The sequence below is a fragment of the Polycladidibacter stylochi genome (genome assembly GCF_001562055.1).
Lineage (GTDB): Bacteria > Pseudomonadota > Alphaproteobacteria > Rhizobiales > Stappiaceae > Pseudovibrio > Pseudovibrio stylochi.
The window spans coordinates 252,090-265,907 of sequence record NZ_LLWE01000027.1 but is presented as its reverse complement, the minus strand read 5'-3'; the positions used below and the strand labels follow the sequence as shown (position 1 = coordinate 265,907).

The 13,818-nt window shown below is 49.1% G+C and carries 10 protein-coding genes, 2 tRNA genes and 1 riboswitch; of the genes, 5 read left to right on the top strand and 7 right to left on the bottom strand.

The features are described 5' to 3' along the window. Positions 1-35 precede the first annotated feature (35 nt). From AYK67_RS12495 to AYK67_RS12485, 3 genes are all read right to left on the bottom strand, one after another. A tRNA-Glu gene (locus AYK67_RS12495) sits at positions 36-110 on the bottom strand. Positions 111-158: 48 nt separating this feature from the next. Continuing rightward, positions 159-233: transfer RNA gene (locus tag AYK67_RS12490), tRNA-Glu, on the bottom strand. A 91-nt stretch (positions 234-324) separates the two neighbouring features. Then, entirely contained in the window at positions 325-681 is a 357-nt protein-coding gene (locus AYK67_RS12485) for a hypothetical protein (RefSeq protein WP_068087188.1), read from the bottom strand. Here AYK67_RS12485 and AYK67_RS12480 point away from each other — a divergent pair. From AYK67_RS12480 to AYK67_RS12460, 5 genes are all read left to right on the top strand, one after another. Then, positions 680-1,729, top strand: a complete 1,050-nt coding sequence (locus AYK67_RS12480) for an RluA family pseudouridine synthase (protein ID WP_068087185.1) — start codon at positions 680-682, stop codon at positions 1,727-1,729. The two genes, AYK67_RS12485 and AYK67_RS12480, sit on opposite strands and share 2 nt — an antisense overlap. A gap of 146 nt (positions 1,730-1,875) precedes the next feature. Then, complete coding sequence (gene rpoH, locus AYK67_RS12475) at positions 1,876-2,775, top strand: RNA polymerase sigma factor RpoH (RefSeq protein ID WP_068087182.1); 900 nt, start codon at positions 1,876-1,878, stop codon at positions 2,773-2,775. Positions 2,776-2,930: 155 nt separating this feature from the next. Next, positions 2,931-5,018: a CHASE2 domain-containing protein gene (locus AYK67_RS12470; protein ID WP_068087178.1), complete on the top strand. Its 2,088-nt coding sequence runs from the start codon at positions 2,931-2,933 to the stop codon at positions 5,016-5,018. 308 nt (positions 5,019-5,326) lie between these two features. Beyond that, entirely contained in the window at positions 5,327-6,886 is a 1,560-nt protein-coding gene (locus tag AYK67_RS12465) for a PhoX family protein (RefSeq protein ID WP_068087175.1), read from the top strand. Positions 6,887-6,960: 74 nt separating this feature from the next. Then, positions 6,961-8,577, top strand: coding sequence for a hypothetical protein (locus AYK67_RS12460; protein ID WP_068087172.1), 1,617 nt, complete (start codon positions 6,961-6,963; stop codon positions 8,575-8,577). A 51-nt stretch (positions 8,578-8,628) separates the two neighbouring features. Here the strand turns inward: AYK67_RS12460 and AYK67_RS12455 are convergent, their stop codons facing one another. The 4 genes from AYK67_RS12455 to AYK67_RS12440 all read right to left on the bottom strand — a co-directional run bounded on the left by AYK67_RS12455 (position 8,629) and on the right by AYK67_RS12440 (position 13,761). Next, positions 8,629-9,567, bottom strand: a complete 939-nt coding sequence (locus tag AYK67_RS12455) for an ABC transporter substrate-binding protein (RefSeq protein ID WP_068087169.1) — start codon at positions 9,565-9,567, stop codon at positions 8,629-8,631. Between the two features lie 85 nt (positions 9,568-9,652). After that, the gene (locus AYK67_RS12450) at positions 9,653-10,444 is read right to left on the bottom strand and encodes an ABC transporter permease (RefSeq protein WP_173645117.1); all 792 of its coding nucleotides are present in this window, start codon (positions 10,442-10,444) and stop codon (positions 9,653-9,655) included. Positions 10,445-10,494: 50 nt separating this feature from the next. Continuing rightward, positions 10,495-10,601: riboswitch (TPP riboswitch) on the bottom strand. A gap of 188 nt (positions 10,602-10,789) precedes the next feature. Further along, positions 10,790-12,433, bottom strand: coding sequence for a hypothetical protein (locus tag AYK67_RS12445; protein WP_068087166.1), 1,644 nt, complete (start codon positions 12,431-12,433; stop codon positions 10,790-10,792). Between the two features lie 35 nt (positions 12,434-12,468). Continuing rightward, on the bottom strand, positions 12,469-13,761 hold the full coding sequence (locus AYK67_RS12440) for an adenylosuccinate synthase (RefSeq protein WP_068087161.1): 1,293 nt from the start codon (positions 13,759-13,761) through the stop codon (positions 12,469-12,471). Between the last annotated feature and the right edge of the window lie 57 nt (positions 13,762-13,818).

Below are 13,818 nucleotides of genomic sequence, written 5' to 3'. Positions count from 1 at the left end.
ATGGAAAAGCACTTCAATTTTTCAGGGAAAATAAATGGTACGCCCAAGGGGAATCGAACCCCTGTTTCCGCCGTGAAAGGGCGGCGTCCTAACCGCTAGACGATGGGCGCACACTTTATTGAGCTTTAGATCAGCTCGTATTTTCGCAACCGAAGCGTTGGTACGCCCAAGGGGAATCGAACCCCTGTTTCCGCCGTGAAAGGGCGGCGTCCTAACCGCTAGACGATGGGCGCCTGCGCTTCGCGTTTGCGATGAGCGGGTGTTTAATGGCATTCTTTGGCCTTGGCAAGCCCCCTTTGCATAAGAAAGGGAACTTTTTCCACGTCATCGTGCCAAAAATACTGTTTTCCCTAGCTTTTTCCCTGTTACAGGGTCGATATACACAAGCGATTGCGCCCCATTTTGATCCACAAGCACTGCCAGTTTGCCATTCATCACCTCGATATCGAGGATTTTTTCATTTTTTTCCAAAGCAACAGTTGCTGCTATGTGTTCAAACCCATCATTGGACTTGCCGCTTGCAACCTTATAAACAATAACAGCAATTACGGCCAGAAAACCAACACCCATAACAAGGCTGGAGCGCAGAAGAAGACGCCGCAACTTCTGTTGAATTTCCAAACTTGCCGGATCAAGTGGTTTTTCTTCGTCCCTTTGGTCGTCAGCGACAGGATCACGCATGAATAATAACTCTCCACAGGGGGCAGTAAGCACCCCTCAGGTTGATATAGAAAATGATAACAGTGCCGCTGTCACCATCACAGCAGAGCAAGCAGGACAAAGACTGGACGCCGCCTTAGCAGCGCAATTACCCCAGTTCAGCCGCAACCGCTTGCAAAGCCTCATTAAGGCCGGAAGTGTTCTTCTCGGTGAGAGCAAAATAGTAGCTGTCAAATACAGGGTCAACGAAGGAGATGTTTTTTCTCTCACCCTTCCAGAGCCAGAAGAGGCAGAACCCCAGCCAGAGGATATTCCCCTCTCCATTGTTTACGAAGATGATGACCTGATTGTTATTGATAAACCTGTCGGGCTGGTTGTTCATCCAGGGGCTGGCAATCACACTGGCACACTTGTCAATGCTCTATTGCATCACTGCGGCGATTCCCTCTCTGGCATTGGCGGGGTCAAGCGCCCTGGCATTGTCCATCGCATTGATAAAGATACCTCTGGCGTGCTGATTGTGGCTAAAAATGATTTCACCCACAAAGGCTTGGCCGAACAATTTGCCGACCATGGCCGCAATGGCCCTTTAGAGCGTGCCTATCAGGCGCTTGTTTGGGGGGCTCCTATTGGGCTAAAAGGCACAATAGATGCCAATTTGGCACGCGCCACCGCCAATCGCCAAAAAATCGCCGTCGTCAAAGCGGACCAGGGCCGCCACGCCATCACCCACTGGCAATTGCAAGAGCGCTTTGGACCAGAAGACAAACCCGCCCTCGCCAGCCTCATTGAGTGTCGGCTGGAAACAGGACGTACTCATCAAATACGCGTCCACATGGCCCATATTGGTCACCCTCTCATAGGTGACCAAGAATACGGTGCCGGTTTCAAAACCAAGCATAACAAGTTTGAAGAACCATTGTGCAGCCTCATAGCCAACTTCAAACGCCAGGCATTGCATGCTGGCCTATTGGTCATTGAACACCCTAGAAATGGCCAAATTATGCGCTTTGAATCCCCTCTTCCCGATGACTTTCAAGGCATCTTGCAAGGATTACGCCAAGTTTAAGTCATTTTTTTTCGCAATTAGGTGGTGTTTTCGACACATTGCCCCCATATGAGAACTTCCGGTATGCTGAGCTAGGTACCGGAATGCGCTTGCTACACGATTGTTTTTATCGGGAGCACAACATTTTTTGAGGGGGTGCACATATTATGGCCCGCAGTTTACCTGCCATTTCACAGGATGAAGGGGGATTATCGCGGTATTTAGATGAAATACGCAAATACCCCATGCTGCAACCACAAGAAGAGTACATGCTGGCAAAAAGCTTCCGCGAGCATGACGAAACCAAATCAGCCGAAAAGCTGGTTCAATCCCATTTACGCCTCGTTGCCAAAATCGCAATGGGCTATCGCGGCTACGGGCTGCCATTGGGCGAAGTCATCTCCGAAGGCAATGTGGGCTTAATGCAAGCAGTCAAGCGTTTTGAACCCGATAAGGGCTTTCGTCTCGCCACCTATGCCATGTGGTGGATTAAAGCGGCCATACAAGAGTACATCTTGCGTACGTGGTCGCTGGTTAAAATGGGCACCACTGCCAATCAAAAGCGGCTCTTTTTTAATTTGCGCCGCATGAAAGGCAAAATCCAAGCCTTTGAGGATGGCGATTTAAAACCGGATCAAATTGCCAAAATCGCCACGAATTTAGGCGTTAGTGAAAGTGAAGTGGTTTCCATGAACCGCCGGTTAAGCGGCGATGCCTCACTCAACGCACCTCTGCGCTCAACGGATGGAGAATCAGGCGAGTGGCAAGACTGGCTGGTAGATGATAGCGATAGCCATGAGCACGAGCTGGCAGAACGTCAAGAAATGCAAGCACGTAGCTCCATGCTTAACGATGCTATGGATGTCTTGAACGAGCGGGAAGAACGCATATTCAAAGCACGCCGACTTTTGGAAAAACCCTTAACTTTAGAAGAACTTTCTGAGGAGTTCGGTGTAAGCCGTGAACGCATACGCCAAATCGAGGTAAGAGCCTTCGAAAAAGTACAAAAAGCCGTCAAAGCGAGCGCAATGGATAATGGTTCTGTAGCCCCCGCGGAAACCGATTGATCGATAATCCCCAACTTCACCTAGGGGTTTAAGCCAGTTCTATTGAGAAAATACCGCATTAGTATGATTGGAGTTGCTCTACCTTCTACCCGCGCTTAAAGTAGGTTTAAGGGTAAAAACTGGAACAACTCCAGATACTAAGTTGGGGGGCACCAATGGCGGAGCCAGGGCGGATTTTGCACGAGAGGCGTGCACTGGCCACAATTTTGGCAAGTGTCGTCATCGTTATTCTTGCACTATTGCGTCTAACCAACCCGCATATATCCGATAACTTCACCAATTTCTCGCTAGGTTTCTACGAGTGGGTTTGGCCGCGTGAGGTTGCCGGCCAACATACTTTAACCGTTCTGCTTGATGAAACAGATGCTCATGCGAACATAATCAAGGCCTATACTCCAGTTGATTGGCCACGCACACGGTTGGCCAGTCTGGTGGAACGTATTGGTAAAGCAGGTGCCAAAACCATCGCGCTTGATGTTGATCTAACCGATATTGACCCGACCTCGCCACGTGCACACATCAGCGACTACATTTCGCAGTTTGACAAGGCAGAAAAACCCGGCAGCCACTATTTAATAGCCGAAACACTCACCCGCCTGCCGGATCATGACGCCATTTTAGCCCGCACAATTGCCAAGTACCCCGTTGTGCTTTCCGCCCAACCGGATATTGTCAAGCAAACCACAGCAGAGCGTTATCCCAAACTGCCATTTACGCCCCTGGCTGAGAATGCAAGCGCAATTGCCTACAACTCCCTAAACGTTGATGGCAGCGCCCAACTGCAAAATCCTTGGCTCTATGCTTATGATGTCAACCGCAAAGCACCGGGCTACATGTCGCTGGCTGCAGCCTCGCTCACAGTCGCCGGCCTAACCCGCGCACCGGACTTACAGCTGAGCCAAGACGGCCTGATGCTTTTGCACCGCCCCAAAAACTCGCAGGTTAACCTTGTAGGGCAAAGAGAAATTGAAACTGCTGATAGGCAGGTTTTAAAGCCATTAATTAACGGCGCCCTCGTTTTTGTAGGCACAAGTGCCCGCGCCACCGCCAAACATGCGCTGGCTGCAGAACAGGCCATTCAAGGCGCAACACTATCCCGTCAACCCTGGACTGGCCGTCTGGAGTTCATGGCGACGTTGGCTCTAGCCCTTGTATTTTTAATAGCAACCAGCAACTATGGCATTTCCTCGGGCTTTTATGTGGGTATTGGCAGCTCGTTTTTCTTTATTGCCCTTTGTATTTATCAGTTCGCCAACGCTCATGTGGTGCTTGACCCGCTCTACCCGTGTTTTGCTGCACTTGTCAGTTTTGTTGTTTGGGCTCTGGTATATTCTTTAACACTCAATCGAGACAGGAATTTACTGGTAAGTGCGTTTAAAGGCTCCTTAGGGGCAGGTAACATGCCCGAACTACTCGAAGAGCCGGAACAAGCCAAGTTAGAAGGTATGGAACGGCGCTTGTCTTTCTTGAATGCCAAGCTGGACGGCTTTCGCAGCCTTTATGACCGTCTGAGCGCTGAAGAGCTTATTTCCGTCTCGCGCACCTTCATCGACGCACAATCCCAACTGATGATGCAAAATCATGCAACCATAAACCGCATGGGCCGCGGCCAGATAACCGGTTTTTGGAATGCGCCGTTATTCCAGCCGGACCATGGCTCCTGTGCGTGCCGTGCCGCCCTTGCCATGCAGGAGTTGATGCAAACCTACCACGACAGGGACCGTTTTCACCTGGTTGCACGTGGCTTTAATAATATAGACATGCCATTACGCATATCTATTTGCACTGGCCGCGCCAAAATCGGTAACATCGGCAATCGAAACAAGTTTCGTTACGCCGCGCTTGGAAACTGCGTCGATGACACTGATAGCCTACTGCTTCATTGCGCCAAAGCAGGTGCTAACATCCTTGTGTGTCCGCGAACCGTTGAAGAAGCAACCGAATTTGCATTTCTAGAAACCGTTCCCGTTACAGAAAATACACCCAAACCCCACCAGCGCGTTTATGCCCTGCTCGGCGATTCTGCCCTGGCATTTTCAGAGGACTTTCTGGAGCTCAAGCTTATTCATAGAAAAATGATAGATGCACTCGAGGCACGAAATTTAAAGCAGGCAGAAATTCAGCTTTCGAGATGCCGTAATCGCGCAACACTGAAAATGGACCCAGTTTATGACGCTTTCGAAGCTCAAATTGCCAAGCTCGATGCTTATGGCGCCCTAGAGCAAGGGTTGGCTGCTGAATAACATATACACAAAGAAAATTTCAGAAACTACGTGTACCGGTCTTACACAAATTTCAAAAGGAAACCCTACAAATTATCATCTATAAAAATCTCCTGTCAGGAAAATTCCATATTTTACAATAACTCTAAAATATGAGAAATTAAGTATAATTTCGCGAATACTTATTTTTTTAAAGGTTACTTTTATGTTCATCTATTTCAAAGATGTAACCAAACCTTAAAGAACTGCGATACCGGCATTTACCGAGATATAACTGTTACAAACAAACACTATCCAGCACCTGACCATATAAGAGTCAGGAGACCCAAATGTCATTCAAATCGCTTCTTGTTGCACTTACAGCAACAACTTGTCTTTCTACTGTTGCCCTTGCAGATAACCTCACACGTGTTGTGACAGTTCCGGTTGGCGGCGAAATCACCGGCATGTATCTGGAAGGCGATGATCTGTTCTTCAACGTTCAGCATCCTTCAGATGACCTACCAAACGAATATGCTAAAGCTGCTGTCGGCGTTATTTCCAATGCCAACTTCAAAGCTGCAGAGCTTGCTGCCCCAACAAAAACCGAAGATAAGCAAACCGTTACCTCTACCCTTGGTAAATACCAGGTCCTTTTCCAAGAAGGTTCCTATGGTAAAATTGGCCATATCACCGGTGCTTCTGGCGAAATCAAGGTTTCTAACGACCCTGACTTCAACGCTTTTGTTCCAACTGGTACGAACGAAGGTTACCTGTTTACCAACTGGGAAGACCGTCCGGGCGGTATGTCGCGCGTTAAATTAAGCCGCGCTGCTGACGGCACTTGGACCGCTGACGCTCAAGACGCCAAAATGCTGGACTTTACTTCTGTTAAAGGCACGTGGGTAAACTGCTTTGGTACATTAAGCCCATGGGGCACCCCGCTGACCTCAGAAGAGCTGTACTTTGACAACACCAAAGACTGGAATAACAGCGAATATAAATACATTGGCGGTGTCAATAACTTGGCCAGCTACCTGGGTTCCTATCCAAACCCATATGATTACGGTTACATTGTTGAAATCACCGATCCAGCAGGTAGTGCAACACCTGTAAAACAAATGGCTCTTGGTCGCTTCAGCCACGAAAACTCTGTGGTAATGCCAGATGAGAAAACAGTTTATCTGTCTGACGATGGCACCAACGTTGTCTTCTTCAAGTTTGTTGCCGACAAAGCTGGCGATCTTTCCGCTGGTACACTTTTTGCCGCTAAAATGGATCAGCAGGCCCCTGCTGGCACTCCAGCTGCAGAAGCTGGCTTTAAAGTTTCCTGGATCGAGCTGGCGCATGGCAGCAACGAAGAAATCAGCAAATGGGTAGCCGACTATAACGGCATCACACAAAAAGACTTCAAAGCCGATGCAACCAACTACATCAGCGATGAAGAAGTTGCCGCTTGGGCGCGCGGTGAAGCAAAAGACAACCGTGTCGCATTCTTGGAAAGCCGTCGTGCTGCTGCTGCAAAAGGCGCAACTGCTGAATTCCGTAAAATGGAAGGCGTTAACATTAACCTGAAAGCAGCTGCTGACGGTTCTGTGCCTTACATGTACATGGCTATGTCAGCCGTTGAAAAAGGTATGTCAGACGACAAAGGCGACATTCAAGTAGGCACAAACAAGTGTGGTGTTGTCTATGAAATGAAGCTGGACGCCAACTTCGATGTTGCGACCATGAACCCTGTTGTTGCTGGCGGTAAATACGACAAGAGCAACGCTGCAAACTCTTGCGATATCAATGGCATTTCTAACCCGGATAACCTCGTCGTTCTGGCAAATGGCAATGTGTTGATTGGTGAGGACACCAGCAAGCACGAAAACAACGCCATGTGGGTTTGGCAGCCACAGCGCTAATGCGTTGATGCATCAAACTTGGAAAGCGGCCCTGTGCCGCTTTCTTGCGTTCTACTCAGTTACGGAAAAAACCGATGCGCCCTCTTTTAACCACATTCACGGTCACTTCGATTACACTTTTGCTCTCGCAAGCAGCAACCGCCACCCCAGATGCATTAAAGAAAATGCAAGCGCTCGGAAACTCGCTTGATTTGGCCAAAACTGGCAAGATTTATAATAATGAAGCACCTGTTCCCCCCATGTGCTACACCAGAATTGAAGGGAAATATAACCCTTGCTACGTTTGCCATCAGGACAATGCCGATCCAACACGCCCCAATTTCATGCAGGACGGTTCATTACAGCAGGCCTATGAATTTTCAGAGCAAGGTCTTACCAACCATTACCTAAATCTCTTTGTCGACCGTAGCCTTGCTGTTGCCCAGATCGGCGATCAAGAAATCCTTGATTACATCAATAAAGATAATTACCAAGCACTGGCCGCAAACCTTAAAAAAAATGAATGGCAAGGCTGGATACCGGATTTACAAAACTACGCTCTGGCTGCAGAAGCCTTTGATAAAAACGGCTTTGCCAAAGATGGTTCCAATTGGGTGGCGTTCAATTACAAGCCGCAACCTTCAACTTTCTGGCCCACCAATGGCAGCACCGATGATGTATTGATCCGACTTCCCAAAGAGTTTCGCCAAACTGTGGATGGCAACCCATCCCGCGATGTTTACATGGCCAACCTCGCCCTGACAGAAATCGCGTTTCAAGACCTGCAAAGCGTATCACTCCCCACCGTTGATGAGCAAAAAATCGGCCAGGATATTGATGGCGACGGCAAGCTCACAAAAACCCAAAGCATAATCCGCCGTGATAGCTATCTGGGTGCCGCAAGTGATATTGCTGTTGTGCGCATGAGTTATCCCAAAGGGACAGAGTTTTTACATTCGGTGCGTTATGTTGGTATCGAGGGAGAGGAAATTACCGTTCCCAAGCGCATGAAAGAGTTGCGTTATATGGTCAAAACCACCCGACTTTCAACCAGCCAGATTGCCAGTCGTTATGGCAATGAACTACAAGAAAAAGTCGACGAAAACCTGCCACGCTACATCGACTTGGGCGATAAGGGCTTTGATAGTGGTCAGGGTTGGACCCTGCTTGGCTTTATTGAAGATGCCAATGGTGAGTTACGCCCGCAAACCAATGAAGAAAACTTTTTCTGCCGTGGCTGCCATGCCTCTGTCGGCGGTAACATCGACCAAACCTGGGCTTTTCCGCGCAAGGTCAGAGGTGCAGCCGGATGGGGCTATATTAACTTACACGGTATGAAAGATGCAAAGAATCTCGGTGCCGATGAAAAGGCGCTAGGCGAAATCGCAACCTACCTCCAGCGTGTTGGTGGTGGTGATGAGTTTCGCTCAAATGATGAAATGCAACACAAGTTTTTTAATAGGGATGGTTCCATCAAGCCGGCAGCATTTGAAGGCAAAGATGTTTACCAACTTATCACGCCCACTGTTGAGCGTGCGCTTCAACTTAACAAAGCCTACCGCGTTATTGTACAGGAACAAAGTTTCATCTATGGCCGCGATGCAACTGTGAAGCCGCCACATAATGTGCACCCGCATATTGATGAAGCCACAGCCCCGACATTACCGCGCGAGTTGCGCTTTAAGCACGATATTCGCTTGAATTGGGATTAATCAGGCAGCAGCGAACAAGAGGCGCTGAAGCAGCAGCGCCTCTTATATTCATTAGCGAATTTCCATCGCATAGCTTTCAACCGGCGGCGTATTTTTAATCAAGCCGTTTTTCTTCAAAAATGCTGCGAAACGCTCATAACGGCCGGTATCCAACGCTGCTGGACGGCTGGCAAAGCGTGGCAATGTATCTTTCCATGCCAAGCGGTTCAGCTCATCATCCAAAGAAGGATATGCTTCAAGGAATGCCTTCCAACTGTCTTGCGGATGGTTGAGCAGATAAATCGTTGCCTCTTCAATTGCGGCCATAAAAGCAGACAGTTTTTTGTCATTTACACGGTCTTTGTGAGCCACATAAATCAGCTCGTCATAGGAAGGCACACCATTTTCTTCCGGGTAAAAGGCCTTGCCCTCCACACCTTCAATATGCATCTGGTTGAGCTCAAAATTACGGTAACCACCAATTACCGCATCCACTTGCCCCGCCAACAAACTTGGTGAGAGCGAGAAGTTCACATTAATCAATTCAACATCATCCAGTGTCAGGCCCGCTTTTTTCAACATGGCCCCAAGCATGGCATCTTCGAAACCGGAAACAGAATAACCAATACGTTTGCCTTTTAAGTCGGCAAGGGTTTTGATCGGGCCATCAGCCAGAACTGTCAGTGTGTTTAAAGGAGTGGTAACCAAACTACCAATACGCACCAATGGCATGCCCTCATCAATCTGCGCATGGAAAGTTGGTTGGTAGGAAATAGCAATATCCCCCTGCCCCGCTGCAACCAGCTTTGGTGGCATGGCCGGATCAGCAGGTTCAATCAACTCTACATCCAAACCGTTTTTTTCAAAAAAGCCACGCTGCTTGGCAACCACAATTGGCGCATGGTCTGGGTTTGCAAACCAATCCAGCAATACAGTCAGTTTTTCACTGGCGTATGTTGGCTGGGATAACAGCGTAAACGCTGCCAGTGCAATACCTGCTAGTTTTTTCATGAGTATCCTCGTTATTGAGAGTTTTTTAGATAAACCAAGGGCTTGAAAGCGCGAAGGTCCCCGCGCAAAACCTAGATTATGGAGATTAATTGGTGATATCCTGCCAGGGCACAATTAGGCGTGTCAGCTTTTCGGCCATGTAGCGCAGCAAAAGCACCATGACAGCCAATATCAACAGGGCGGCAAACATTGTTGCCGTTTGCATGCGGGCATTGGACTGCAACATGATAAAAGCAAGCCCACCTTTAGCCCCCACCCACTCGCCGACAATGGCACCTATGGGCGCAAAAACCGCTGCAATACGAATGCCAGAAGCGAGCGATGGCATGGCCGCTGGAATACGAATAAACCGTAGTATTTGCCAGCGTGAAAGCCGATGCAGGCCGCCAAGGTCCAACAGCTCCGGCGATGTTCTGCGCAAACCATCATGAAAGGTCGAGGTCACCGAGAAAAAGATAACCAAAACTGCCATAATGATTTTAGATCCCAAGCCAAAGCCAAACCACAACACCAATAATGGCGCAATGGCAAATACCGGCAGCGATTGACTGGCGGTAATTGGTGGCTGAATAACCCGGCATAGCAGCGGAGAAAACGCCATAACAATGGCGAGAAACGCCCCCGCACTCACCCCGATAACAAAGCCAAGCAGGGTTTCAACCGCCGTAATGTAGGCATGCCCCATCAAAAACGCCCATTGTGAAACAAGCCGTTCAAAAACAGCTTTGGGCCCCGGCAACATGTAGGGGGGAACTTCGCTCAGGATCACGAAGAAATGCCAAGCGGTGACAAACACCAAGGCAATCAGCAGCACTTCTAGTAAGTGCCGAATTTGCGCAGAGCTTCTGGAGGCTCGCGCCAATAGCGCAGTTTTCATAGCAGGATCTCCCATCTCCGCACTGCGGAAATCTAATGGAAGACCCGGGATTTGGGCTCAGGTTCCAGTCCCTTCGCCGGCATGACCCGGATCAGGTTCAAAGGGTCCGGCACGAACACCATCTCAGCTCTTTTAAAGAGCACCCCTCGGAATTTTGGTAATTTGCAGCGATTGCTTTTGATATGCAAGTGCTTTTTATAAATGAAGAACTTAATTGGCAAAATTATATGGACAACCCAGAGCTGTGCCTATAGCTAAAAGCCCCCAAATACGAGCTGTTCAACGCACAGCCCAATAAAAACCCCTCATACTTAAGCACGAGGGGCTGTTCATAAACCAACAAAATTACCAGGTCTGCATTGCTTCTTCGATAACCCGCTGACCGCTTTCCCCTTTTTGGAAGGTCAGTGTCGCCCGCTTGCCATTGGCATAAAGTAAAGGCACATCCACCCACTCACGCTCCTTGAGCAGCTGCATATTCGCATTCAGCTCCTCTTTTAAATCGGAAAGAGCAATCCAGAACAAATCTTGCGAGACTTGTACCGCAGCACCATTGAGTGGGTCACCGGATGCCTCTTCACTCGCTTTCAGCACCAGTGCCGGTACCTTAGCAATACCCTGTCCATCAAATCCCTCGGGAAGCTCGAATGTAAGCTCTAACAAGTGACTGGCTGGCAACGAGCTATCAGAATTTGGCTTCAAACTCATTGTTACAGTAATGCCACGATCCGGCACCTGCGCCTTGGCAATGACACTGGCCACTCCACTAGCGTCTTTTTCCAAACGCCAAACAACATTGCCTTTGCGGACGGCCAATTTATTGTCAGCCCCTTCTTCGTAAAGGAAGCTGGCCTCGCTTTGCTCTGGTAGCGGGTTGCTGGCCTGCAGGTTGTTCGCAGTCGGTACGCTATTTGTTACCTGCGCACTATTAACTGGCTGGACCTGGCCATTTTCAGCCAAATCCGTGCTGGCTATCTCGCTTTGTGAAGTGACAGTACTTGAAGAAACATTGCGCACTTCGTCTGCTTGGTGCGAAGCCCCGCCAAGCAGACGGTCTTCACGTTTTTTGCTACCAGATGAAGTTGCTGCGCCCTGCGAACTATCCTTGGTAACCACCTGAGTGTTGTCGCTACCTGATCTGGAAAATAGCTTGGCAAGGTCATCTTTTTGAAAATAGAAAACACCGGCAACAACAACAACGGCAATAAGGGCCACAATACCAAAACCGGCAACTTGCGGACCTTTGGAAGGCTGCAACCCTTCATTCATGTAGCCATAGGCGGGCTCTTGAGCCATTTCCTCGTCGAGTTTATCCAATCGTGGATCGGCGCGGCGTCGACGTCCATTGGTATCCGGCGTTTCTTTAGCCTCAAGCTTTTGATTGTTATCCCGCTGGTTAGTTTTTTGACCCGGGACCCACTTCTCTTCTTTTTTAACGAACTTCTTCCAAGCGGCTTGCTTGGCATCTTGCGCCACTTCATTATTCGCAGCATCTGCGGGCGCTGTCGTTTGCGGGCTCTCGGTTGCTCCAGCCGCTTCGCCTAGTGTCTCGGCGGCAGCGACAGCTTGCTTGAATACATCATCGCCATTGCTACTTGCCACATCGCTACCTACGGGCACTTCTTGCCCTTCTGCTACGCCGTCCTGCTTGTTTGCAACGGGCTTAGCGGCAGCGTCCTGTGTGGGCAGGTTTTGCTTTTCATTTATATATGCAGCTTTAATCGCTTCATATCGCTGGCTGTTGGCATCGGCTTCCTTGGCTGGCAAGCCCAATGTTTCTCGCGCAGCTTCCGCTTCAACTTTTCGGATGCATTCTTCAAGTCGAAGCTGCTCCTCCGTTATCTGCGAGGGAGATAAAGGCGGATCATAATTTTTAAGCTGTTTTGCAATAGCTTTTCGGGCGCGCTGATAAACAGCGCGCCGTGCTGAACCGGTGTTTTCCTGAAGACCAGCAATGGTCTTTTTTAAAACGGAATAATAGTCCGCCATAATTCGCCTCTAGCCCCCAGGCACTTCCTTAACTCTTAGTCTTGGAACGGATTTTGCACCAAAATTGTGTCATCACGTTCCGGGCTGGTTGAAAGAACCGCCACCGGCGCACCAATCAACTCTTCAATCCGCCGCACATACTTAATTGCTTGTGCTGGCAACTCTGCCCACGAACGTGCCCCTTGAGTGGTTTCTTTCCATCCAGGGAAGCTCTCATAAATTGGCACAACCCGTGCTTGAGCACCTTGCGAAGCTGGCAGATAATCAATGCGCTCGCCATCCAATTCATAGCCAACACAAATCTTAATTTCTTCCAGACCATCTAATACGTCAAGCTTTGTTAATGCAATCCCAGTGATACCGCTGGTACAAACTGTTTGACGTACAATAACAGAATCAAACCAGCCGCAACGGCGACGGCGTCCCGTGTTGGTGCCAAACTCATGACCTTTGGTACCCAAGAACTCACCGACTTCGTTTTGCTGTTCGGTCGGGAAAGGCCCCTCGCCCACACGTGTGGTATAAGCTTTGGTAATACCCAAAACATAGTCAATAGAATTAGGACCCAAACCACAACCGGTTGTCGCTTGGCCCGAAACCGTATTAGAGGAAGTCACAAACGGGTAAGTGCCGTGGTCGTTGTCCAATAGTGCACCTTGCGCACCTTCAAACAACAAGCGCTTGCCTTCACGGCGCGCCTGGTCCAGCAAATACCAGCTCTTATCCATAAACGGCAGAATTTTATCCGCAACACTTGCCAATTCGTCATAAATGGTCTGCGCAGAAATTTCCTCAAGGCCCAAGCCACGCAGCAAAGCATTATGGTGGGTGAGCAACCGGTCAATCTTTGCAGGCAAAGTGTTCAAATTCGCCAAGTCCATCACGCGGATAGCGCGGCGGCCCACTTTATCCTCGTAAGCAGGGCCAATACCACGCTTGGTGGTACCAATCTTTGTACCTTCCGGGCTTGCATTTTCACGCAACGCATCCAGCTCACGGTGCAAAGACAAAATTAGTGTTGCGTTATCGGCAATACGCAAAATTTCAGGGGTTACTGTAACACCCTGCGCGCCCAGGCGTTCGATCTCCGCAACAAGTGCATGTGGGTCGATAACAACACCATTACCAATAACAGATAGTTTACCACGTACGACACCAGAAGGTAGCAATGCCAACTTGTAGCTTTCGCCATCAATTACAAGGGTATGACCGGCATTGTGTCCACCTTGATAGCGGATAACAACATCAGCCTGTTCAGAGAGCCAGTCAACCAGCTTCCCCTTACCTTCATCACCCCATTGCGATCCTACGACAACCACGTTGGCCATGAAATATTCGCCCTCCTGCGGCGTATTAAATTCTTTTTGTGATTTCTGGACGCTATC

Coding starts and splice junctions, on each gene's coding strand:
- AYK67_RS12480 (WP_068087185.1), top strand. CDS start 680: ATGAATAATAACTCTCCACAGGGGGCAGTAAGCACCCCTCAGGTTGAT.
- AYK67_RS12485 (WP_068087188.1), bottom strand. CDS start 681: ATGCGTGATCCTGTCGCTGACGACCAAAGGGACGAAGAAAAACCACTT.
- rpoH (WP_068087182.1), top strand. CDS start 1,876: ATGGCCCGCAGTTTACCTGCCATTTCACAGGATGAAGGGGGATTATCG.
- AYK67_RS12470 (WP_068087178.1), top strand. CDS start 2,931: ATGGCGGAGCCAGGGCGGATTTTGCACGAGAGGCGTGCACTGGCCACA.
- AYK67_RS12465 (WP_068087175.1), top strand. CDS start 5,327: ATGTCATTCAAATCGCTTCTTGTTGCACTTACAGCAACAACTTGTCTT.
- AYK67_RS12460 (WP_068087172.1), top strand. CDS start 6,961: ATGCGCCCTCTTTTAACCACATTCACGGTCACTTCGATTACACTTTTG.
- AYK67_RS12455 (WP_068087169.1), bottom strand. CDS start 9,567: ATGAAAAAACTAGCAGGTATTGCACTGGCAGCGTTTACGCTGTTATCC.
- AYK67_RS12450 (WP_173645117.1), bottom strand. CDS start 10,444: ATGAAAACTGCGCTATTGGCGCGAGCCTCCAGAAGCTCTGCGCAAATT.
- AYK67_RS12445 (WP_068087166.1), bottom strand. CDS start 12,433: ATGGCGGACTATTATTCCGTTTTAAAAAAGACCATTGCTGGTCTTCAG.
- AYK67_RS12440 (WP_068087161.1), bottom strand. CDS start 13,761: ATGGCCAACGTGGTTGTCGTAGGATCGCAATGGGGTGATGAAGGTAAG.